Genomic DNA, 22635 nt, shown 5'->3' with positions numbered 1-22635 from the left:
CCGTTGCGCATCAAGCCCAGGCCGAGGGCGAGAACAGATAGCCTTCGCCCCACACAGTCTTGATTTTTTCGGAATCGACGTCGTCGAACTTGCGCCGCAGCTTGGAAATGCAGTTATCGATGCTGCGGTCCAGCCCGTCGAACTCGATGCCGCGCATTTTTTTCAGCAATGCATCGCGCGAGAGCACCCGTCCGGCCGATTCGGCCAGCACCAGCAGCAGCTTGTATTCGGTATTGCTGAGCAGGCATTGCTCGCCGCGCCAGGTGACGATGCGGTCGCTGGCGATGATCGACAGGGCGCCGAATTCGAGCGCCGCCGGGTCGCCGCCCGGCTTGCCCTGGGCACGCCGCAGCAGGGCGCGCAGGCGCGCCAGCAGCACGCGCGGCTGCACCGGCTTGTTGACGAAATCGTCAGCGCCCTGTTCCAGCACCGACACTTCGTCGTAGGAATCTTCGCGCGCGGTCAGGATCAGGATGGGTGTTTCGCTCAGTTCGCGGATCTGGCGGCACACCACCATGCCGTCCAGGCCGGGCAGCATCAGGTCGAGAATGACCACATCCGGGGCGAGCGCCTTGAAGCGGTCCAGCGCGGCGTCGCCGCGCTGGACCAGGTCGACCGTGAACTCGTACCCGCTCAGGTACTCCGTGACCAATTGCGCCAGGCGCGCATCGTCCTCCACCAGCATTACACGAAACATGAATTTTCTCCTAGCCGCCCATTGTATAAGAGCTACTACGAAAAAAAGTCAGTTGCAGGCCGGCGCGGACAATTTGCTACACTTTCATGACACTCTGGCTACCTTACTGCTGGGGAATACAGACTTCCAGCACTTTTTCGATGCGCTCGTTGAGGATGGTGCGGGCGGCGGGCGCTTCGAGGACACGGTTGGTCACCAGTTTTTCGCCGGCCGAGCTGGTGCGGAATTGCTCGAAATCGACCATCTCATCCTCGGTAAAGCGCGGCAGCGCTTCCGGCAGCGGCTCGCCGGCCGCCGCGAAGACGCCCAGGTAACCGTGCTTGGCGAACTTCTTGCCGACCGACTTGGTCAGGAAGGATTGGGTGCGCATCAATTCATTGCTGTCGAGATTGGCGAGCAGCAATTGCTTGTAGACCTCGTCGAAACTGGCGGGATCGAGTCCTTGCACGCATTTCAATTGCTCGGCCGTGACCTTGCCCTGTTTAGCCCCAGCCTTCATCGACAGTTGCACGCCCAGCAGGGCAGGTTTGGAGAAGACGGCGGCGGTGGCCGGGTTGACCGTTTGCGCTTGCGCCGCGCCGCCCAGCAGCAAGGCCAGCGGAAACAAGAGCGTGGCCATGTGACGTCCTGACTGTGCAGAAATACCCGGGGTTAAACGACGCGTCCGCAACAAGCAGGCTTTGTGTGGGGAATTCATGTCACCGTCCATTCTTCTCAAGTCACTTTCCTATCAACAGCGTGGGTACGCCAAGTCATCCGGAAGGGTTAAATCAGCCGTATTGGCTCATATTATGACTGATCTGTGGACATTTGTATGCACGAAAAGCAACACTGCAAAACAGTGGAAAATACGACGTTTTAGATAAATTGATTTATATATAACGTATTAATTGAGTTTTAATCGAATAACATTGCAGTATTGTGTCATAAATGCAATGACTCTGTAGGATTCCGTACGCATGGAATTTAATCGAACTGTTGCTTCCAGGCGAACTTGATCGTGACCCATTACCAAGCTGGTGAATTCGGGGTCGATTTCGGTGCATTCCGGCATACCTCAGCGCGCGATACGCACCAAAACGCGGCAGGTGCGGCGCAGCCGGACGTCGCCGGCGGAAGGCACACCCGGTTCCATGCGGGGCCGATGCCAAGGCGCCAGTGCGCCGGCGGCTTCTTCCGGCTCGACCTCGGCGCGCTCGACGCCGGCGGTCGCTTGATGGAATTGCCCTTCGGCGCGCTGGCCATGAGCAACTTCGTCAAGATTTGAAGCGGCAATAAAAAAAGAAGCCTGCGCTAAGCGCGGAGGCTTCTTTTCTGGATCGTCGGCAAGCGTGCCTGAGCGGCCCGCTCGCCTGCAATCAGGCTGCGTTTTGCGCGACGAAGTCCCAGTTGACCAGGCCCCAGAAGGTTTCGACATACTTGGCGCGGGCGTTGCGGTAGTCGATGTAGTAAGCGTGCTCCCAGACGTCGCAGGTCAGCAGTGGCTTGTCGCCGGTGCACAGCGGGCAGCCGGCGTTCGAGGTGTTGACGATGTCAACGCCGCCGTCGGCTTTTTGCACCAGCCAGGTCCAGCCGGAACCGAAGTTGCCGAGGCAGGACTTGGTGAATTCTTCCTTGAATTTGTCGAACGAACCCCACTTGGCGTTGATCGCGTCGGCGACCTTGCCGCTTGGCGCGCCGCCACCGTTCGGCTTCATGCCGTTCCAGTAGAAGGTGTGGTTCCATACCTGGGCTGCGTTGTTGAACACGCCGCCGGAGGATTTCTTGATGATCTCTTCGAGCGACAGGTTCTCGAACTCGGTGCCCTTGATCATGTTGTTCAGGTTGGTCACATAGGTCTGGTGATGCTTGCCGTAGTGGTATTCCAGCGTTTCTTTTGAAATGTGGGGAGCCAGGGCGTCCATTTCATACGGCAGAGGCGGCAGTGTGTGTTCCATGTTGTGTCCTTTTTGTTTGGAAAAGCGTCAATGATTCTGAACCGGTGCTTATTGTAATTCGGATGGGCGTTCGTTGCTTATTTGCTTCGCGCCGGAAAGCGCGCTTGCCCAGCAGCCAGTCAGCGCTTACTCCAGCTGGGTCTGGACGCTCGACACGCCCACCTCGGCGCTGCCCTCGGCCAGGCGTACCGTGAGCATCTGGTTCGGCTTGATCTGCAAGGGCGAGCGCACCACCTTGCCCTTGGCGTCGTGCACGATGGCGTAACCGCGTTCGAGCGTGCGCTGGGGATTGAGCAGTGCGAGTTGAGACGCCAGCGCGCCGAGCGCATCGCGCTTTTGTTGCATCTGGCTGGCCAGGCTGCTGCTGGTGCGGCGCTGCTGCGCGGCGATGTCGGCGCGCAGGGCGCGCACGTCCGGCCGGTGGCTGGCCCAGCGCGCGCGCAATTGCGCCAGCACATAGGCCTGGCGCTGCAGCGGCGCGCGCAGCGCGTGCGTCATCGCGGTCGACAAGGCCACCAGCTCCAGGCGCTGGTGGCCGATGCGTGCCGATGGGCTCAGCAGCCGGCGCTGCCAGTTGTCCAGGCCCTGGTGCGCTTCGTTGAGGGTGTGGCGCATCGCGCGCCGCAGGTCGCCGGCATCGGCCGACAGCGAGGCGAGCCAGTCCGCGCGCGGGGTGGCGGCCAGTTCGGCGGCGGCGGTCGGGGTGGCCGCGCGCAGGTCGGCGGCAAAATCGGCGATGGTGAAGTCGGTCTCGTGGCCGACCCCGGAAATGACGGGCATGCCGCAGTTGGCGATCGCGTGCGCCACCACTTCTTCGTTAAAGCTCCACAAGTCTTCGATCGAACCACCGCCACGGCATACCAGCAGCACGTCCACTTCCGCCCGGCGCGAGGCCGTTTGAATGGCGCCGGCAATCCGCTCGGCCGCACCCTGGCCCTGCACCGGGGCAGGGTAGAGCACGATGCGCAGGTGCGGCGCGCGCCGCTTGAGCGCGGCGAGGATGTCGCGCAGCGCCGCCGCCTGCGGGCTGGTGACAATGCCGACGCTGCGCGTGAACATCGGCAGGGGACGCTTGCGCTCCTGGTCGAACAGGCCTTGCGCGCCCAGCTTCTCCTTGAGGCGCAGGAAGGCTTCGTACAGCGCCCCCACGCCGGCGCGCCGGATCGCCTCGACGTTGATCTGGTAATCGCCGCGCGCGCCGTACAGGGTCACCAGGGCGCGCACCTCGACCTTGTCGCCTTCGCGCGGAATGAAGCCGGCGTACTGGGCGCGGCCACGGAACATCACGGCGCGCACCTGGGCCGCGTCATCCTTGAGCGTGAAATACCAGTGGCCGGAACTGGCGCGTGTGAAGTTCGATATTTCACCGCTGATCCAGGTCAGCGGAAAGGAGCGCTCCAGCAGGCGCGCCACTTGCGCATTGAGCGCGGTAACGGTCAGCACCGGCGCTGGAGCGAGCGGGGGATCTTGGTCGAAATCGGTTTGCATGGAATGAGTTCCGGAATAACTGTCCACAAAAAATTGAAGCGGTCATGCTTATGTCACATATCGCGTAAAACAACAAGATTTTTTTCTAAGTCGATGATTTTAAAAGAAAAAGCGAAGGTGCTGGTTTTCAACGCAATGCCTGAAATCCCTTCTAAATCAAGCACTTTGGCGGTCCGGGCGGGAGTTGCTCACAAAGTTATCCACAGAAATTGTGTAGAAGTTTTGCTGTACGTACACGCGGGCACCTGCCTGCCGCGTGCGCACCGCCTTGCTATCTGTTTGTAATCAGGCACTTACATGGTTTTGAAAGGCCTTGCACACAATCTTGTCCACAGAAGCTGTGCAGAACTGCCTGGCTTATCCACTGCCAAGTCGCCGCGCCGGCCCTGCCATTCTTTTGAGCACAATGGTTTTTCCCTTTGAAATCAGTGGCTTGATGCAGTGTCGGCTGGCTTGCTCACAATCTTGTCCACAAAAGGTGTGCAGAACGCGCCGACTTGTCCAGCGCCGTCCACAACCCGGAAAATGGGCGCCCATGAGGGCATTTTGGGCGCCCAAACAGCGAGTTATCCCTGTTTGCCGCATATTTGTGCACGACCGCATTATTCAATGGAATCAAGGACTTCGACGGACTTGCGCGCCCTTGCGCACAATCTTATCCACAAAAGATGTGCAGAAGATTTGCGCGCCAGCCTGCCTTATTTTTGCGCTCGGACCTTTTTCCCTTTTTAATCAGAGACTTGACCGTCCACCCCCGGTATTGCTAACAATCTTATCCACAGTTTTTGTTCAGAACACTGGCTGAATTTTTAATTTTCCACATGCCTTGTTTTTACGCATGGAAAACTTTCCCTTTAAAATCAAGAACATCCTGCCTCTTGGGGGCGCTTGCACACAATCTTATCCACAGAAGGTGTGCAGAAGTGGACTTGCCGAGTGACGGGCAACACGTTACATTGCCGGGGTTCGTTCTTATCAAGAATTACCATTCACTCAGGAGTTTGTTTTGCTGCCCATTCTTCAAGCTGCAGGTTTGCCTGTCATTCCATTGCTGATCGCCTCTCTGGTGGCCTTGGCCTTGATCGTCGAGCGCATTATTTATCTGCGCCGCGCCAAGATCCTCCCACCGCAGTTGCTTGACGAAGTGGTGCGCGTGTATCACAACGGCAAAATCACCAAGGACGTGGTCGAGTCGCTGGAAAAGAACTCGCCGCTCGGCGCCGTGCTCGCCGCTGCCCTGCGCAACGTTGACGCCCCGCGCGAAGTGATGAAGGAATCGATCGAAGAAGCAGGGCGCGGCGTGGCCCACGTGCTGGAACGCTTCCTGACCACGCTCGGCACCATCGCTTCGCTGGCCCCTCTGATGGGTTTGTTCGGCACGGTGATCGGCATGATCGAGATTTTCGGCTCCACCAATTCCACGGGCGCCAATCCGGCCCAGCTGGCTCATGGTATTTCGGTCGCGCTGTACAACACCGCCTTCGGTATCGCCATCGCCATGCCGGCCCTGATTGCCTATCGCCACTTCCGCGCCCTGGTCGACAGCTTCATCATCGACATGGAAATGCAGGCAGTTAAGTTCGTCGACATCGTGCACGGTGCCCGCAAATGATGAACTTTCGCCGCGGCCAGAAACGTGAAGATCCAGAGATCAACCTGATCCCCTTCATCGACGTGCTGCTGGTGGTGCTGATTTTCCTGATGGTCACGACCACCTACAGCAAGTTTACCGAGTTGAAAATTACCCTGCCGACCGCCGACGCCGAAAAAGCGCTGGAAAAGCCGTTCGAACTGAACGTCACGGTCGACGCCAAGGGTAACTACACGATCAACAACCAGCCAGTCTCGTTCAACAACGTGGCTGGCCTGGCGGAAGATCTGAAGGCGGCGGCCCGTACCGGCAACAACGGCCAGCCGGCGCCGAGCGGCGAAAAAGGCCCGGTCGTGGTCGTCAACGCCGACCAGTTCGCGATGCACCAGATGGTCATCAACGTGCTGGAAGCGGCGCGCATGGCAGGCTACGACAAGCTGACCTTCGCCGCCCAGACCGGCGAGAAGAAGTAAGCAGCGCAGGCGAAGCGATTCGCCTGCCGCCTCATGGCTTCTTCCTCCTCCTCTTCCCTCGCAACGACGCTTCAGCGTGCCTGGCAGCGCCGTGGCGCGCTCGCTTGCGCGCTGTGGCCCCTGTCCTTGCTGTTCCGCTGCGTGAGCGGCCTGCGCGCGCTGCTGTTTCGCTGCGGTGTGCTGGGCTCGACCCGGCTGCCGGTCCCGGTCATCGTGGTCGGCAATATTTTTATCGGCGGCACCGGCAAGACCCCGCTGACGATCTGGCTGGCCGAGGCCTTGCGCGGTGCCGGCTTCACGCCCGGCATCATTTCGCGCGGCCACGGCGGCGCTGACAGCGCGCCGCATAGCGCGCCGCATAGCGCGTCGCATAGCGCGCCGCATAGCGCGTCGCATAGCGCGCCGCATAGCGCGTCGCGTAGCGCCCCGCGCGCGGTCACGGCCGACTCCAGCGCGCGCGATGTCGGCGACGAGCCGCTCCTGATTGCGCGCCGCACCGGCTGTCCGGTGGTGGTGGGGCGCGACCGCGGCGCCGCCGGACGCGCCTTGCTGGCCGCCCATCCCGACGTCGACGTGATCCTCACCGACGATGGCTTGCAGCACTACGCCCTGCGGCGCGATATCGAAATCATGCTGTTCGACGGACGCGGCGTGGGCAATGGCTGGCTGCTGCCGGCCGGGCCCTTGCGCGAAGCGCCGTCGCGCCGGCGCGACTTCACCATCGTCAACGCGCCCGAACTGACGCCGGCCTTGCGCCAGGCGGTCGGCGGCCAGCCATTCCGCATGCAGCTGGCGGGCGAGTTCGCCGAGCCGTTGGCGCGCCCCGGCCAGCGCGTGCCGCTGGCCAGCCTGGCTGGCCGCCGCCTGGTGGCCGCCTGCGGCATCGGCAATCCGCAGCGCTTCTTCACCCTGCTGCGCGGCGCCGGCCTGGAGGTGCTTGAGCTGCCGCTGCCGGACCATCACGATTTCCGCGACCAGCCATTTGCCGCCATTGAAGCGGACTGCATCCTGATCACCGAGAAGGATGCAGTAAAATGTGCGCAAATTGAAAATCTCAAAAACGACCCGAGACTGTGGGTCGTACCGGTGACGGCGCAGCTTGATAGCGCGCTGGCCGAACACATTGTGGAGAAATGTCGTGGATGCTCGACTGCTTGATATCCTGGTCTGCCCTGTATGCAAGGGTCCGCTCGAACTGGACAAAAAGGCCCAGGAACTGATTTGCCGCGGCGACCGCCTGGCGTTTCCGATCCGCGACGGCATTCCCATCATGTGGGCCGACCAGGCGCGCAAGATCGAAGCGCTGTAAGCGATGGGTTTCATCGTCATCATTCCGGCGCGCCTGGCCTCGACCCGGCTGCCCAACAAACCGCTGGCCGACCTGGGCGGCAAACCGATGGTGGTGCGCGTGGCCGAACGCGCGGCCGCGTCCGGTGCGGCGCGCATCATCGTCGCCACCGACCACGAGACCATCGCCGCCGCCTGCCGTGAACACGGGGTGGAAGTATGCATGACGCGTGCCGACCATCCGTCCGGCACCGACCGCATCGCCGAAGTGGCGCGCGCGCTGAACCTGGCGCCCGACGCCGTGGTGGTCAACCTGCAGGGCGACGAGCCGCTGATCGATCCGGCGCTGCTGGCCGCCACCGCCGCCCGCGTGGGCGTGGACGTGCCGATGGCCACCTGCGCCCATCCGCTGCACGAGGCCGCCGACGCCTTCAATCCGAACGTGGTCAAGGTGGTGCTCGACAAGGCCGGGCGCGCCCTGTATTTTTCGCGCGCCACCATTCCCTGGCACCGCGACGGCTTCGCGCAGTCGAAAGAAAGCTTGCCGGCGTCGTATGCCGCGCTGCGCCATATCGGCCTGTACGCGTACACCAACGCCTTCCTGCAAACCTATCCGACCCTGGAACCGGCGCCGCTCGAAGCGCTCGAAGCGCTGGAGCAGTTGCGCGTGCTGTGGCATGGCTATCCGATCGCCGTGCACGTGACCGGCAGCGCCCCGGCGGCCGGCGTCGACACCCCCGAAGATCTCGAACGGGTACGCCGGCATTACCCGGAATAGCTTTGCTACGGCGCAGCACTTGTGGCGGTTCTCATCAGTAACCGACGCATAGCTTGCGCCAGATCAAGCAAAAAAAAGGCGAATACGCCCTCCGATTGGCGTTTTCCGCGACTTTTGTGGTAAGTTTCGTACCAAGGTAGTCAAGTATGCATCGCCCCCAATTTTAAAATCTGTTTTAGGAATGTTCATGCGTCTGATTCTGTTAGGAGCTCCTGGAGCCGGCAAAGGCACCCAAGCTAACTTCATCAAGGAAAAATATAATATTCCGCAAATTTCCACCGGCGACATGCTGCGGGCGGCGATCAAGGCCGGCACCGAGCTGGGCCTTGCGGCTAAAAAAGTGATGGATGCGGGCGGATTGGTGTCGGATGACATCATGATCGGCCTGGTCAAGAATCGCCTCAAGGAATCGGATTGCCAGAACGGTTACCTGTTCGACGGCTTCCCGCGCACCATCGCGCAGGCCGATGCCATGAAAGAAGCCGGCATCGACGTCGATTACGTGCTCGAAATTAACGTGCCCGACGAATTCATCGTCGAGCGCATGAGCGGCCGCCGTTCCCATCCGGGTTCCGGCCGCGTGTACCACATCACGAACAATCCGCCAAAAGTGGATAACGTGGACGATATCACCGGCGAAGCGCTGATCCAGCGCGACGACGACAAGGAAGACATCGTCAAGCAGCGCCTGTCGGTCTACCACAACCAGACCGAAGTGCTGCTGGGCTACTACAACCAGTGGGCGCAATCGGGCTTGCCCGGCGCGCCGAAATACCGCCGCATCTCCGGCATCGGCCCTGTGGAGCACATCCGCGAGGCGGCTTTCGCGGCGCTGTCGGAATAAACGGTACAAGAGCGGACTTCGGTCCGCTTTTTTGATGGCCGCGCCCTGCGGCCATGTGGTTCACTGAATGTCTTGTCTTGCCATGCCGCCCCGCGCGGCCGGCGTTCCCGGTTTTTTTGGATTCAACGTTTTGCAGTACGCAGTGAGGTTGGCCCATCTCTTTCACATGTGGTTGGAGCGGTCTTTCAAATGTGTTGTTGTGTTACTTGATAAAAAAGCGAGGGGACGATATGGCAGCAAGATTTCTTGTCTTTGCAGTTGTGTGCGGCGTCATTGCCGTGATTTATGGATTGGTCACGCGCAGCTGGATCCTGCGCCAGGACCCGGGCAATGCCCGCATGCAGGCCATCGCCCAGGCCATCCAGGAAGGCGCCGCCGCCTACCTCGGGCGCCAGTACCGCACCATCGGCATGGTCGGCGTGGTGCTGCTGATCGCCATCGGCGTCCTGCTCGACCTCAATACCGCGATCGGCTTCCTGATCGGCGCGGTGCTTTCCGGCGCCTGCGGCTTCATCGGCATGAACGTGTCGGTGCGCGCCAATGTGCGCACCGCCCAGGCCGCCACGCGCGGCATGAACGAAGCGCTCGACGTCGCCTTCAAGGGCGGGGCCATCACCGGCATGCTGGTGGTCGGCCTGGGCCTGCTCGGCGTGACCCTGTTCTACTGGATGTTGACGGCCCAGGCGGCCGGCAGCAGCGCCAGCCAGCATGACGTCATCAAGCCCCTGATCGGCCTGGCCTTCGGCGCTTCGCTCATTTCCATTTTCGCCCGCCTCGGCGGCGGCATCTTCACCAAGGGCGCCGACGTCGGCGCCGACCTGGTCGGGAAGGTCGAAGCCGGCATTCCCGAGGACGATCCGCGCAACCCGGCCGTGATCGCCGATAACGTGGGCGACAACGTCGGCGACTGCGCCGGCATGGCCGCCGACCTGTTCGAGACCTATGTGGTGACCCTGATCGCCACCATGCTGCTGGGCGCGCTGATGATGGCCACCCCGGGCGGCGAAGCGGTCATCTATCCGCTGCTGCTGGGTGCGGTGTCGATCATCGGTTCGATCGTCGGCTGCTCGCTGGTCAAGGCCAAGCCGGGCAAGAAAATCATGTCGGCCCTGTACACCGGCCTGTGGTGGGCCGCCGGCCTGTCGCTGATCGGCTTTGCCGGCGTCACCTGGCTGGTCTGGGGCGACGAGGCCATGCGCATGAAGATGATGGGCTGCGCCCTGGTCGGCATCGTCCTCACCGGACTGATGGTCTACATCACCGAGTATTACACCGGCACCGACTTCAAACCGGTCAAGCATATCGCCGAAGCCTCCACCACCGGCCACGGCACCAACATCATCGCCGGCCTGGGCGTGTCGATGAAGTCGACCGCCTACCCGGTGCTGGCCGTGTGCGCCGCCATCCTGGCGTCCTACCAGATGGCGCAGCTGTACGGCATTGCGATTGCCGCCACCTCGATGCTGTCGATGGCCGGCATCGTGGTCGCGCTCGACGCTTACGGGCCGATCACCGACAACGCCGGCGGCATCGCCGAAATGTCGGGCATGCCCGAATCGGTGCGCGCCATTACCGACCCGCTCGACGCCGTGGGCAACACCACCAAGGCCGTCACCAAGGGTTACGCCATCGGTTCGGCCGGGCTGGCCGCGCTGGTCCTGTTCGCCGACTATACCCACGCGCTCGAATCGGTCGGCAAGCACGTCTCGTTCGACCTGTCGAACCCGATGGTGATCGTGGGCCTGTTCATCGGCGGCCTGATTCCCTACCTGTTCGGGGCCATGGCGATGGAAGCGGTGGGGCGCGCCGCCGGCGCCGTGGTGGTCGAAGTGCGGCGCCAGTTCCGCGACATCAAGGGCATCATGGATGGCACCGGCAAGCCGGAATACGACAAGGCGGTCGACATGCTGACCGCCTCGGCCATCCGCGAAATGATCTTGCCATCCTTGCTGCCGGTGGTGGTGCCGGTGGTGGTCGGCATGCTGCTCGGGCCGGCCGCGCTGGGCGGGCTGCTGATGGGTACCATCGTCACCGGCCTGTTCGTGGCCATTTCCATGACCACTGGCGGCGGCGCCTGGGATAACGCCAAGAAATACATCGAGGATGGCCACTTCGGCGGCAAGGGGTCGGAAGCGCACAAGGCCGCCGTGACCGGCGACACCGTGGGCGACCCGTACAAGGACACCGCCGGCCCGGCCGTCAATCCGCTGATCAAGATCATCAATATCGTGGCCTTGCTGCTGGTGCCGCTGCTGCCGGTTACCGGCTGGATCGCGGTGACGGTGCCGGTGCATGCGCCCCTCAATACCGTGGTGCCGGGCCCGGTCGCCCATAGCGCGCCGGCGCCCGTGCCAGCCACCCTGGCCGCCGCGCCCGCGCCCTGAGCGCTGTTGCCTCCTTGGCCCGGTGTCCAGCCGGGCCAGATATATCTGGCATCAAACTTATTATTGGAGTAATGTTCCTTCTTTGTTAATGTTTCTTTTTGGAAGGAATGCCAGTATGAGTAACTTGAAATCCCGCTTCATGCGGGGCGGCGCCCTCGCCGGTGGCTTGATTTGTCTCGCTGGCATGACCGCCTGCGGCGGCGACGACGACAGCACGACGCCCGTGAAACAGCCCGACCCGATCCTCACGTCGCAACCGGCCACGGTGGCCAGCATCACAATCGAGCCCAAGACGCAAGCAGTGCAGGCCGGCCAGCCTGCCACGTTTTCGGTGGTGGCCGCCGGCACCGGCACGCTCGGTTACCAATGGTGGCGCAACGGTGTGGCGATCCCTGGCGCCACCAGCGCCATCTACACCACGCTGGCGACCACCTTGGCCGACAGCGGCGACGTGCTGAGCGTTGTCGTGCGTAACGATGGCGGCACCAGCACCAGCGACGCTGTCGCCCTGCAGGTGGAAGGCATCGGCGCGCGCGTGCTGGCTGGCGGCGCGGTCGAACCGACCCGCGCCCAGGTCGACGGCGCCGGCAAGCTGGCGCGTTTTCTGAACGCCGGAGCGCTTGCGAGCGATGGCGCCGGCAACCTGCTGCTGGTCGATACCGGCCTCAAGTCGGTGCGCAAGATAACGCCCGCCGGCGTGGTGAGCACCGCCATCATTGGCGGCACGACCGCATCGGCACTGCGTTCCCCGCGCGATGTCGCCGCCGGCGCGAACGGCGTCACGTATGTGATCGACAGCGCCGACGGTTCGGCGTCGACCTTGGTGCGCAAGATCGGCGCCGACGGCGCGGCCAGCACCATCGAGCTGGGCACCACGCAAGGCGACCCGGTCGGGACCGGCATCGCGCCGCCGGCGTTTACCGCGATTGCGAGCGACGCTGCCGGCAATCTGTACGTCGCGAGCGAAGTCACGCGTCCCGGCGAGCCAGCGTGCAGTTCGTGCTTTAAACGCGCCATCGTGCGTAAAGTGGCTCCGAATGGCACGGTGACGACCGTGTTCGAAAACCTGGGCCCGCACTCCGCCAGCGCCACCATCACCGACCTGGCTGTCGACAAGAATGGCAAGCTGTACGTGCTCGACGACAGGGGTATCCGCACGCTCGATGCCGCCGGGGTCCCTGTCACGCTGATGGACAAGCCCTTGGCGTTCATCAACGCCATCGCAGTCGATGCCGGCGGCAACCTGTTCTTCGCGACCGAGCCGTTCAGCGGCCGCGACAGCAACTGGCCCGCTGGCGCCATCGGCAAGATTGCAGCGGATGGCACGCTGTCGGTGGCGGCCGATCCGAACGGCAGCGATGCCCGCTTCACTGGCGCCGCCGGGCTCGAAAAGCCAAGCGGCCTGGCGACCGGCAAGCCGGTCGGTCTGGCGACCGACGCCGCCGGCGCGCTGTACCTCAGCGCCAACGGCCGCGTGCTCAAGCTGGTCTTGCCATAATCCGGGGCGCCTCGCGCCTTTTTACGCCGTCCGGTCGCTCGACTGGACGGCCATTGCTTTGTTACCGCGCGAAGCTGATGTTTTATCGCTACGATTGCAAAAAATCATCATCGCGATGATTTTCCGTTTGCAAGATCAACGTACTATTTCTTCGTCGTTCTTGACGCTCATCATTTCAGTTTCCGGCAAGACGAGCTGTCCCGGCCGGAAACCCGGCCGCTCCCCACTGTGACCGGAAGGATGAACGATGAACTTGATGACTCGGCTGTCCGCGATGGCAGCGCTGGTGCTCGCTGTACCCGCCAATGCGCAAACCCCCGAACGGATCGAGACCGCCGCCTTTTCCATGGTGAACCAGTGGGGCGATGCGACCGACGCGCTGCTGTCGGACGCCAACGGCGTCACCCGCATCAGCCTGAACTCCGCCGCCGCCAGCCTGAACGCCGCCACCTCGGCTTACCTGGACGGGAACTTTTACGGCGGCCTGTTCGAATTCTCCGTGCACGACGGCTACCGGGTCACCGGGTTTTCCTTTTCCGGCAGCTTTGAAGGGCTGCTCCACGTCCCGCCCAATCCGGACGGCACACCCGGCAACGGCCTTGCCTACAACTCCGGCAACGTCGAGTTCAGCGCCGGTTCGCGTCCGTACGGCATCCTTTATGGAGAACATTCCATGCGCGTCGACATGCTCGACGGCGCCATGCCGTTCGACATGTCGATCGGACAGCTGTCGCTGACCACCGATTTCAACCTCTCGATGCAAGGCCTGATCCTGGTATCGGCCTACCCGACGGTCACGCCGGAGAATCCGTCCGGGATCGATGCCTTTGCCAGTTTGCGGGTCGTCAACCCGGTCTTTACGATCTACACCATGGCTGTGCCCGAGCCCGATCACTACGCCATGCTGTTGGCCGGGCTGGCCCTGGTGGGCGTGCTGCGGCGTCGCCAAAAAAATATAGGCCATTTTGCAAAATTGACAGAATGACTCTGCATGCAAACCATGCAATGTAGCCATAAAAGAAAAAATCTGATGACTTCACTACTGCCGCGCGCGGCGCTGTTCGCATTCGCGCCGCCACCCCTGCGTTCGCCAATGGCCCGATCACCATCGACGCCACCACCACCTTCTCGATGGAAAATGATTGGACCTCCACGTCCGACGTGATCACGTCGGACGCCAACGGCGTCACCAAAATCGCCTTGATCGACGCCGCAAGCACCCTCAAGACCGCCACCACCCACTACGACAATGGCGACGCTTACAATGGCTGGTTCAGCATCACGCTGCGCCCCGGGTATCGGATGACGGGCTTTTCCCTATCGGGTACGGTGCTGGGCGAACTGGGACCGGTCACGACGCCGGGCGGCAAACCGGGCGACGGCTTTACCACCAACTCCACGAAAATCGATCTGTCCGCGTCAGCGCGCGACAGCGCCTGGTCCATGAAGCAGACCATGCAGCACAGCATGGTTGACGGTGCGATTCCCTTCGTGATGAACAGCGGCCCCTTGTCGCTGACGGGCCTGGTCTACGTGGGGATGTGGAGTCCGGTGTACGTGCCGTCGAGGCCTTACTCCCCGCCGGGAGTTCCTGACGGCAACATGGGCCAGGAAGTGTACACCCTGGCCTCGATGCAAATCCTGAACCCGACCCTGACCATCTACACCTCGGCCGTGCCGGAGCCGGAAACCTACGGCATGCTGCTGGCCGGCGTCGCTGTCATCGGCCTGGTGCGCCGTCGCCGCCGGCTTGCCTGAACCGGATTACAGCACGCACATCCGGTTCGCTTCCGCGCGCAGCGACGCGCGGAAGTCCGGATGGGCGATCGTAATCAGCGCCTGCGCGCGCTGCTTGGCCGACTTGCCGCGCAACTGCGCCACGCCATACTCGGTCACCACATAATTGATGTCATTCTTGCTGGTCGTTGCGTGCGTGCCGGGCGTAAGCATGGGCACGATGCGCGAAATGGTGTTGTCCTTGGCCGTCGACGGCAGCACGATGAACGACTTGCCGCCGCGCGAACGGTTGCCCGCCCTGACAAAATCGACCTGGCCGCCGGTGCCGGAATAGGGCAGGTGCGCGATACTCTCCGAGCCGCACTGGCCCAGCAGGTCGATCTGCAAGGTCGCGTTGATCGTCATCAGCTTGTCGTTTTGCGCCGCCAGGTAGGGGTCGTTGGTAAAGTTCGACGGATGCATCTCGATCATCGGATTGTGATGCAAGAACTTGTACAGCTTTTGCGAACCTAGCGCAAAGGTCGCCACCATCTTGCCCGGCAAGAAGGTCTTCTTGCGGTTGGTGACCGCGCCCGATTCGATCAGGGTCAGGATGCCGTCGCCGATCATTTCGGTGTGGATGCCCAGGTCGTGCTTGGAGGTCAGCTGCATCACCACCGCGTCCGGAATGCCGCCGTAGCCGATCTGCAGGGTCGAGCCGTCGTCGATCATGTCGGCCACGTACTTGCCGATGGCTTCCTGCACCGCGCCGATTTTCGGCAATCCCACTTCCAGGATCGCTTCGCTGCTCTCGACCAGCGCGCTTACCTGCGACACATGCACATGGCATTGGCCGTGCGCGAACGGCACGTGCGGATTGACTTCGAGGACGACCGCGCGTGCCTTGGCGATGGCCGCCATGGTGTAGTCGACCGCCAGGCTCAGTGAGAAAAACCCCTGCTCGTTCATGGGCGAGGCCATGGCGAAGACCACGTCGGCCGGCATCAGGCCCTGCTCGATCAGGCCGGGCAGCTCGGAAAAATAGTTCGGGATGAAATCGCACCAGCCGCCCTGGCCGGACGCGCGCGAGGCGCCGCCGAAAAACAGCGAAGCGTGGCGTACGTGATGCGCGGTATCCTGGTCGAAGTAGCCAAATTTGCGCATGGCCAGGATCTGCGCCACTTTCACGTCGTGGAACTGCTGGCGCTGGCTTGACAAGGCGGTGAGCAGCGCGGGCGGCTCGCCCACGCCGGTCGGCACCACGATCATGTCGCCGTCGCGCACGAGGCGCAGGGCCTCGGCGGGCGTGGTCAGTTTTTGCTGATAAAGCTGGTGCGGGGTTTGCATGGCTGTCTCCTTTATTATGGGTAAATAGTACCCCGGGAAACTGACCGAGCGCTTACTGCAAGCGCCGCAATGGAGCGGATATCAGGCCGGGCGGTAAAAGTGACCCGTCATGGACGCGTAATCGTCCTGCGCATAGAAGTCATCGCCCTCGTACTGCCCGCCCATCGACAGCGCATCGCCAAATAGCTGGCGCGCGCGCGGCACGTCCTGGGCCACGCCAGGCGCGCCTGTGGCGTACAGCGACGCCAGGTTGTGCGCGGCGCAGGCGTCGCCCAGGGCCTTGGCGTTTTCCAGCAACGGTGCCGCCGTCGATCCGCTATGGGGAACGCCTTCTCCCAGTACGTGCAGCGCGCCAAGCAGTCCGAGTGCGGCCGGAACCTGTGCGTCCACCAGCGGCGCAAGCGCGCCGAGGGCGCGTTCAGCGGACCCGTTGGCGATCAGCCGGATGGTTGACGCCAGGACGGCATGAAAGGGATCGTCACGGCGCACCTCGAGGACGGTACTGAGCCAGTACCGAAAAAATTCCTGGACCAGCATCCTGGTCCAGGCGATCTGGCCCATGACGTCATGAAACTGGCGCGCGTACGGCTCTCTGCCGGTGCCAAGGCGGGCGCTCCCGATCGGGAAGCCATGAAACAGAATCGGGCTGTCCCAGCACGCCTCGTGCAGCAAGCCCGTGTCGCGCTGCGTGGTGTCGATCGGCGCAATGCGCTTGCCGCCACACTCAAGGCAGAAGGGCGGCGCGTTGCGCCCGGCGAGGTGCTGGAACAGCCAGGCGAAATCGGCGTCATCGAGATCGAGCAAATCATCGTCGATGCCTTCGTGCCGCGCGCGCTTGGGCATGCGCCGCAAGCCGGCGGCCAGCGCAAATTCGCGCGCGCTGGGGATGCGTTCGACCCAGGAAGCGCCCTCGCATTGGTGGCACCAGACCGGCTGCAGGAGCATCTCGCTGAAATGGACGCCGCAGCGTCCCGCCGCTTGCGGTAAATCGGTGTAGGCGCGTCCTATCGAAGGAAACGCAAACTCCTGCGCGCAGCCGCTGCATTTGAGCGGATGGTAGAGAATGTTCATGCCGTGGCCGGCGGCTCGAACAGCACCTGGCCGCGCCAGGGCATGCTGCGCCACGGGTGGCTGCGGCTGGCCAGCCACTGCGCCAACGTCGCCTCGTCGAAGGCGGCACCAAGGCTGTCGGCGCGCGCGCCGGCGATCCATTGCTGGCGCCCGCGCGCCAGCGCCGCGCCGAACTCCTCCCAGCTGCCGAAGCAGTCGTTGGCGCGCTGGGCGTTCTGGAACAGCACCTCCCATTGCAGCGCCGGATCGAGCCAGCCGAGCAAGCTCGCCGTGCGCACCGCGAAGGCCACCCGCGCCGAAGCGAACGCCATCGCCGCGCGCGGATCGTCTTCCGGCCGCAGGCGGTCCAGGTCGATGCGGAACCAGTGGCGCCGCAGCAGCTCCGGCAGGGCGGCTTTGACGGCGTCGTCCTGCATGCTGGCGCGCAGGCCGATGATATGCAGCAGGCTGGCGCGCAGTGCCTGCGCCTGCTCCGCCGTCGGCGCCGGCGCTTTTGGGTTGGCGTAGGCGACCAGCGCGCGCGCGCTGGCAATCGGGTGCGCCAGGGCCAGCGCGCGGTTCTGGCGCGCGTCGAATTTGTAGCGCACGCGCGTGGCGCTTCCCGTCCAGGACCGGATGCGGTTGCGGATCAGCACATACAGGCGCCGCATCACCCACAGGAACAGTAAAAGAATCAGCCAGTTCATGCCGCGCCCCTGACCGCGTGCGCCACCACCGGGTGCAGCGCCATGCCCTGCAACTGCCCCGGCGCGCGCGCGGCGGCGATCCACTGGGCCAGCACCGAGGGCGCCGGCAATTGCCGGAACAGGGCGGGGAAGTGGTGCGCGACGAACAGCTGGTCGGCCTCGTCGCGCGCATCTTCCACCATCGCCCAGCCCGAGGGCAGGCGCACCATGCCCATGCTCAGGGCGTCCGGCGGCGTGTGCAGGTCGCTATCGACGCTGCGCAAGAATGCCAGCAGCTCGCCCCGGTAGCGCTCCACCGGCGGGCGATTGTGCTTGCCCTTGATCTGTTCGAGGCGCAGGCGGCCGTCGGCCACGACGTTGGCGCTGATGGTGATGTGCGCATGGCCGTTGCGGCCACGGTAGCTGAACAGGCGCATCTTGCCCTGCTCGCAGGCCGCCGCATAGTGCTCACCGTAGCCGCCGCTGAGCTGGCGCCGGTCGCTGAACTGGCCCAGGCAATGGCGCATCACCTGGCTCTCGAACGCCATCTCGGCGCGCAGCAGCGGGTTGGACCCCAGCAGCTCGACCACGCTGCCGGCCTCGCCCTCCCAGCGCGTCGCCACCGCCTCGGGCTGATGCTCGCGCCAGCCGGCCGCGCTTTTCGCCTCGAAGGCGGCGTGCTCCGCGTTCCACAGCGCCAGCGCCTGGCGGCAGTTGATGCGCTGTAGCTTGCCTTCGAGCGCGGTACCGTGGCGCGCTCCCAGGAATTCGACCAGTTTCGCTTCCAGCGCCAGCAGTTCGGCGCCATCGGGCACCACCCACCACATGGCGTCGCCGTCGGCCTGGTGCAGGCGTGCGGATACCCACTCGGGCACCGCGGCGGGAGCGAACAGGGAGCACGCCTGCGCGCTGGAGGCGATGCGCGCCAGCGCCGGCTCGGGCGCGTCAAGGTTGCCGACCGCGTAGCGGAAGAAGTGGTTGGCCAGCCACTCGGCCACCTCGGGCGCATCGCCGCGCTGCGCGCTGCGCCGGGCGATGGCCTGCTTGAGCGCCGGCGCGTTGACCACGTCGCGCGCGCCGTAGGCGCTGGCCCGGCCCGTCCTTGCCACCGCCATTACCAGACCTTCCACCAGGGCTTGGCCGCGCGCTCCAGGCGCTTGCATTCGGCCACGCCCTCGACGATCGCCTTGCGCTGCGTTTCGTGCCAGGCATCGTCCGGCTGGACCTGGCGCAGCGCTTCCGCGTACATCGCCTGGGCGCGTTCGAACAGGCCGGCCGTGCGCAGCGCGTGCGCCGCCATGCGGCTGGTGTAGGGCGTGGCGGCGGTGCGCACCCGCGGCAGCATGGCGTCCAGGCGCAGCATGGCGTCGTCCGGCTGGGAATGCGCCAGGTAGTACAGCACCGACGTCACCGCCCGCACATACGGCTTCTCGTCTTCGGCACGCTCGTCCTGATCCAGGCTGGCCCACCATTCGTCGAGCCGCTGCAGCCAGATGGCGATGTCGGTGCCGCGCCCCAGGCGGTGCAGGGCGGCGGCCACGTCGTCGATGTAGTCGGCCGGATCGTGCCGGCTGTAGCCATGGTCGGCCGAGTAGTGCCACAGCTGCTCGGCGGCGTCGATCATGGCGGCATCGTCGCCGCTATTGCGGTGACAGTTCAGCACGCCCTGGTAGTGTTCCGAGAACGGGCTGGCGGCGATGCCCTTGTGATGCAGCGGCAGCGCGGCGGTGGCATCGGACTTGTCGTGGCGGTAGTAGATGGCCAGGTTATTGCACAGCATCGAGTAGGTGTGCGCGTGGCCGTCGCGCGCATTGCCTTCGCCGCTCATGACGAAGGCTTCGAAGCGCGCCAGGCCCATTTCGTAGTAGCGCGCGGCGAGCGCTTTGATTTCGTCTTTCGGTACCGTCAGCCCTTCCGGCAACTGTTCCTTGAGGTTGTAGCCGAGGTTCACGCCAAGGTTGTAGCACGAGCCGGCGTTCGACGCCGGCACGAACGGCATGGCCAGCGCGGCCTGCGCACCGTGCACCCGGATGCGCGCCACCCACAGCTTGAAAAGCACGTCCGACTGGGCCAGCGACAGCTCGCGCGCGGCCGTTTCGAGCAGGGGCAGGGCCTGCTGGTAGTCGCCCGCCGATTTGATCAGGAACAGGGCTTCGACCGCATCGATGGCCGGATGGGCATGCGCCTGCGCGCGCGCCAGCGCCAGGTGGCGGCGCACGTAAGCGTCCTCGCTCTCGTCGCCACGCACCTCCATGGTGTCGTCGGCCATGCCGGCGTACGCCAATGCCAGCTGCCAGTAGGGCTGGCCGGCCAGGCCCTCGCTGACGGCGCGCAGGGCGGCGCGCGTTCCATGTTCGGCCGAGACCTGGCGTTCGTGGAACACCGATTCGAAGGCCAGGCGGGCGGCATCGTCGTGCCGTCCCGCTTCCAGCAGCCAGTCGAGCATGATGGCAGCATAGCGGTCGTCGTCGTCGCCCCGGATGACGGTGCGCCCCAGGACCAGCCGCGCCAGTGCCTGGTCGCGCGCGCCCTGGCGGTGCAGGGTCAGCGCTTCGAGCCGGGCGACGCGCACGTCGATGTCGCGCCGCGCAAAGAACACGGTGCTGGCGGGGGTGAGCGCGCGCACCTGGCGCACCACGCCGTCGATCGCCTCGGGCGCGATCTGGAACAGGGCATGGCCGATGCGCAGCCAGTCGTCCACGTCGATATCCTGCTCCGGGCCGGCCGTGGCAAGGCTGGCGGTGGCGCGCGCGGCGGCTTCCGCGGCCTGCGTTTCCTGCCCTTCCAGCGCAAAGCTCTGGGCCTGGCGCACCGCCATCAGCGCTTCGTCCCAGGCGCGGTAGGAGGCGCGTTCCGGGTCCGCGTGCTGCAGCGCGTTGCGTGCGGCGGCGCAGCGGCGCGACAGGGCGTGCGCGCCGGCCCGCGTGGCTTGCTCGTCCAGATGTCCCCAGGCCTTGTCGTACTGCAGGGCGCCCGGCAGTGATGTCAGCAACGTGAACGCGGCGTCCAGGGTGGCGCGCAGGGCGGCGGCGTCGTCCAGCGCGAACAGCGGTTCCAGGCGCCAGAAGGCCAGCGTCAAGTCCCAGTCGGGACGTTCGGCGGCGGGCAGGGCGGCCAGGGCCTCGCGGCCGTCGCCCTCGATCACGCGCAGCGCCGCGGCCGGGTCGCCGGCCCGCAGCCACAGCCTGAACAAACGGCCCGCGCTGGCCAGGGTGTCGGCGCGGAAGCGCTGGCCGTCCATCGATGCCTTCAGGCCCGCCTGGATCAGTTCGGGGTCGAGGTCGGCGTCGTCCTGCTGTTCGAGGGCGGCTTCGGTCTGGTCGAGGTAGGCGTCGAGCTGGCTGGCGCTGATGGGGGCAAGGATGGAGTGCATGGATGTTGGTGTGCTCTTTTTTAGTGTGCCGAAATTATCGTCTTATCAATACTTTTGGTCAACAATAAACATTATTCCGATGTACATACCCGGTTCCGCTTTGGCCAGTATCCGCACGGGCTGCCCGCGCCTCGTCCCGGGCAAACATGGTAGGCTGGCTGGCTTACTCATCTTCTTGCGGGGTGCACGATGCTGGTCCCGAACATCGCCCTGGCGCTGATGGTTTCCCTGGCTGCGGGCAGCGTCCTGGCGCGCGAGGAACGCCCGCCCACGCCCGCGCAGGCCAAACCGGCGCCGCCCAACAAGCAGCCCGTCAAGCGCCGCGCCGTCCGCCAGATCGTCGATGGCATGCCCGCCTACGGGCCGCGCCTGCACGCGCCGCCAGCGGTGCCGGTGAGCGCCTTGCCGGCGCCATCGACGTCGCCATCGTCCATCGCCCCGCCGCCCGCCGTCATCAACCGCTGCGACGCTGGAGGTTGCACCGACGTCAACGGCACGCGCTACAACGGCGCGGCCGGCAACACCGTGATCGGCCCGCAGGGCCGCCCCTGCACCGCCAATGGCGGCACGATCCAGTGTTTTTAATGCACCACGATTGGTGTTTTCCGTGAAAAGTTCGCTACAATCCGGTTAGTTGACGTTTACGTAAACGTCAAAAAGAACTGATAAGAGAAGAGGACACCATGCAAATTCAAGACAATGTATTCATCATCACGGGCGGCGCATCGGGCCTGGGCGCGGCGACAGCGCGCATGATCACCGAAGCGGGCGGCAAGGTGGTGCTGGCCGACGTGCAGGTCGAGGCGGGCGAAGCGCTGGCCGCTGAACTGAAGGGCAAGTTCGTCAAATGCGACGTGACCTCCGAGGCCGATGGCCAGGCCGTGGTTGCCGCCGCTGTCGCGCTGGGCACCCTGCGCGGCCTGGTCAACTGCGCCGGCGTGGCGCCGGCGGTGAAAACCGTGGGCAAGGATGGCCCGCATCCGCTGGAAGTATTCCAGCGCACCGTGAACATCAACCTGGTCGGCACCTTCAACATGGCGCGCCTGGCGGCTGACGCCATGGGCAAGACCGAAGCGATGGATTCCGGCGAGCGCGGCATCATCATCAATACCGCGTCGGTGGCGGCCTTCGACGGCCAGATCGGCCAGGCGGCCTACGGCTCGTCCAAGGCCGCGGTGGCCGGCATGACCCTGCCGATGGCGCGCGACCTGGCCCGCAGCGGCGTGCGCGTGATGACCATCGCTCCCGGTATTTTCGAGACCCCCATGCTGATGGGCATGCCGGAAGAAGTGCGCGGCGCGCTGGGCAACATGGTACCGTTCCCGCAGCGCCTCGGCCGTCCTGCCGAATATGCCCACCTGGCCCGCGCCATCATCGAAAACGTCATGCTCAACGGCGAAACCATCCGTCTTGACGGCGCGATCCGCATGCAACCGAAGTAATTCATTTACTGTACGATAGCGGGATCGGACGCGCGGCTGTGGTC

The 22635-nt window shown here is 64.3% G+C and carries 22 protein-coding genes; 13 read left to right on the top strand and 9 right to left on the bottom strand.

Annotated elements, in window-relative coordinates; all coding sequences use genetic code 11:
* Positions 1-10 precede the first annotated feature (10 nt).
* Both PO883_RS16365 and PO883_RS16360 read right to left on the bottom strand, forming a co-directional pair.
* Positions 11-697 (bottom strand): response regulator, encoded by a 687-nt coding sequence (locus PO883_RS16365; RefSeq protein ID WP_289310715.1) that lies wholly within the window; start codon positions 695-697, stop codon positions 11-13.
* A gap of 103 nt (positions 698-800) precedes the next feature.
* The gene (locus PO883_RS16360; RefSeq protein ID WP_289310714.1) at positions 801-1316 is read right to left on the bottom strand and encodes a hypothetical protein; all 516 of its coding nucleotides are present in this window, start codon (positions 1314-1316) and stop codon (positions 801-803) included.
* Positions 1317-1691: 375 nt separating this feature from the next.
* On the opposite strand from PO883_RS16360, the gene PO883_RS16355 reads away from it, so the two are divergent.
* Positions 1692-1964 (top strand): hypothetical protein, encoded by a 273-nt coding sequence (locus PO883_RS16355; protein WP_289310713.1) that lies wholly within the window; start codon positions 1692-1694, stop codon positions 1962-1964.
* A gap of 91 nt (positions 1965-2055) precedes the next feature.
* Here the strand turns inward: PO883_RS16355 and sodB are convergent, their stop codons facing one another.
* On the bottom strand, positions 2056-2634 hold the full coding sequence (gene sodB / locus PO883_RS16350; RefSeq protein WP_289310712.1) for a superoxide dismutase [Fe]: 579 nt from the start codon (positions 2632-2634) through the stop codon (positions 2056-2058).
* 126 nt (positions 2635-2760) lie between these two features.
* Positions 2761-4122, bottom strand: coding sequence for an exodeoxyribonuclease VII large subunit (gene xseA, locus PO883_RS16345; protein ID WP_289310711.1), 1362 nt, complete (start codon positions 4120-4122; stop codon positions 2761-2763).
* A gap of 1006 nt (positions 4123-5128) precedes the next feature.
* Here xseA and PO883_RS16340 point away from each other — a divergent pair.
* The 10 genes from PO883_RS16340 to PO883_RS16295 all read left to right on the top strand — a co-directional run bounded on the left by PO883_RS16340 (position 5129) and on the right by PO883_RS16295 (position 14735).
* Positions 5129-5734, top strand: coding sequence for a MotA/TolQ/ExbB proton channel family protein (locus PO883_RS16340; RefSeq protein WP_167085369.1), 606 nt, complete (start codon positions 5129-5131; stop codon positions 5732-5734).
* The gene (locus PO883_RS16335) at positions 5734-6186 is read left to right on the top strand and encodes a biopolymer transporter ExbD (protein WP_167085675.1); all 453 of its coding nucleotides are present in this window, start codon (positions 5734-5736) and stop codon (positions 6184-6186) included. Before PO883_RS16340 ends, PO883_RS16335 begins: the two co-directional genes overlap by 1 nt.
* A gap of 33 nt (positions 6187-6219) precedes the next feature.
* A complete protein-coding gene (lpxK, locus tag PO883_RS16330) occupies positions 6220-7344 on the top strand; it encodes a tetraacyldisaccharide 4'-kinase (RefSeq protein WP_289310710.1) in 1125 nt (374 codons plus the stop codon).
* Positions 7325-7495: a Trm112 family protein gene (locus tag PO883_RS16325; RefSeq protein WP_099881687.1), complete on the top strand. Its 171-nt coding sequence runs from the start codon at positions 7325-7327 to the stop codon at positions 7493-7495. The genes lpxK and PO883_RS16325 overlap by 20 nt, the downstream gene beginning before the upstream one ends.
* Positions 7496-7498: 3 nt before the next feature.
* Complete coding sequence (gene kdsB / locus PO883_RS16320; protein WP_289310709.1) at positions 7499-8251, top strand: 3-deoxy-manno-octulosonate cytidylyltransferase; 753 nt, start codon at positions 7499-7501, stop codon at positions 8249-8251.
* 187 nt (positions 8252-8438) lie between these two features.
* The gene (gene adk / locus PO883_RS16315; protein WP_167085375.1) at positions 8439-9095 is read left to right on the top strand and encodes an adenylate kinase; all 657 of its coding nucleotides are present in this window, start codon (positions 8439-8441) and stop codon (positions 9093-9095) included.
* Positions 9096-9325: 230 nt separating this feature from the next.
* On the top strand, positions 9326-11479 hold the full coding sequence (locus PO883_RS16310; RefSeq protein WP_289310708.1) for a sodium-translocating pyrophosphatase: 2154 nt from the start codon (positions 9326-9328) through the stop codon (positions 11477-11479).
* 115 nt (positions 11480-11594) lie between these two features.
* Positions 11595-12977, top strand: coding sequence for a hypothetical protein (locus PO883_RS16305; RefSeq protein ID WP_289310707.1), 1383 nt, complete (start codon positions 11595-11597; stop codon positions 12975-12977).
* Between the two features lie 247 nt (positions 12978-13224).
* On the top strand, positions 13225-13962 hold the full coding sequence (locus tag PO883_RS16300) for a PEP-CTERM sorting domain-containing protein (RefSeq protein WP_289310706.1): 738 nt from the start codon (positions 13225-13227) through the stop codon (positions 13960-13962).
* A 146-nt stretch (positions 13963-14108) separates the two neighbouring features.
* The gene (locus PO883_RS16295) at positions 14109-14735 is read left to right on the top strand and encodes a PEP-CTERM sorting domain-containing protein (protein WP_289310705.1); all 627 of its coding nucleotides are present in this window, start codon (positions 14109-14111) and stop codon (positions 14733-14735) included.
* 6 nt (positions 14736-14741) lie between these two features.
* On the opposite strand, the gene PO883_RS16290 is transcribed toward PO883_RS16295, so the two are convergent.
* The 5 genes from PO883_RS16290 to PO883_RS16270 all read right to left on the bottom strand — a co-directional run bounded on the left by PO883_RS16290 (position 14742) and on the right by PO883_RS16270 (position 21149).
* Positions 14742-16040 carry an acetyl-CoA hydrolase/transferase family protein gene (locus PO883_RS16290; RefSeq protein ID WP_289310704.1) on the bottom strand — a complete coding sequence of 433 codons (1299 nt, stop codon included), beginning with the start codon at positions 16038-16040 and terminating at the stop codon, positions 14742-14744.
* Between the two features lie 81 nt (positions 16041-16121).
* A complete protein-coding gene (locus PO883_RS16285) occupies positions 16122-17111 on the bottom strand; it encodes a hypothetical protein (protein WP_289310703.1) in 990 nt (329 codons plus the stop codon).
* Positions 17108-17797, bottom strand: a complete 690-nt coding sequence (locus tag PO883_RS16280; protein WP_289310702.1) for a DUF1266 domain-containing protein — start codon at positions 17795-17797, stop codon at positions 17108-17110. The genes PO883_RS16285 and PO883_RS16280 overlap by 4 nt, the downstream gene beginning before the upstream one ends.
* The gene (locus PO883_RS16275) at positions 17794-18939 is read right to left on the bottom strand and encodes a hypothetical protein (protein ID WP_289310701.1); all 1146 of its coding nucleotides are present in this window, start codon (positions 18937-18939) and stop codon (positions 17794-17796) included. Before PO883_RS16275 ends, PO883_RS16280 begins: the two co-directional genes overlap by 4 nt.
* Positions 18891-21149: a hypothetical protein gene (locus PO883_RS16270; protein WP_289310700.1), complete on the bottom strand. Its 2259-nt coding sequence runs from the start codon at positions 21147-21149 to the stop codon at positions 18891-18893. Before PO883_RS16270 ends, PO883_RS16275 begins: the two co-directional genes overlap by 49 nt.
* Positions 21150-21338: 189 nt before the next feature.
* Between PO883_RS16270 and PO883_RS16265 the strand changes: the two genes are divergently transcribed.
* Together PO883_RS16265 and PO883_RS16260 are read left to right on the top strand one after the other, a co-directional pair.
* Positions 21339-21734 (top strand): hypothetical protein, encoded by a 396-nt coding sequence (locus tag PO883_RS16265; RefSeq protein WP_289310699.1) that lies wholly within the window; start codon positions 21339-21341, stop codon positions 21732-21734.
* A gap of 98 nt (positions 21735-21832) precedes the next feature.
* A complete protein-coding gene (locus PO883_RS16260; RefSeq protein WP_167085391.1) occupies positions 21833-22591 on the top strand; it encodes a 3-hydroxyacyl-CoA dehydrogenase in 759 nt (252 codons plus the stop codon).
* Positions 22592-22635 lie beyond the last annotated feature (44 nt).

Source organism: Massilia sp. DJPM01 (assembly GCF_030348125.1).
GTDB classification, from domain to species: Bacteria; Pseudomonadota; Gammaproteobacteria; order Burkholderiales; family Burkholderiaceae_D; genus Telluria_A; species Telluria_A frigida.
The sequence above is the reverse complement of the archived record's forward strand: the minus strand, read 5'-3'. Positions and strand labels throughout refer to the sequence as shown.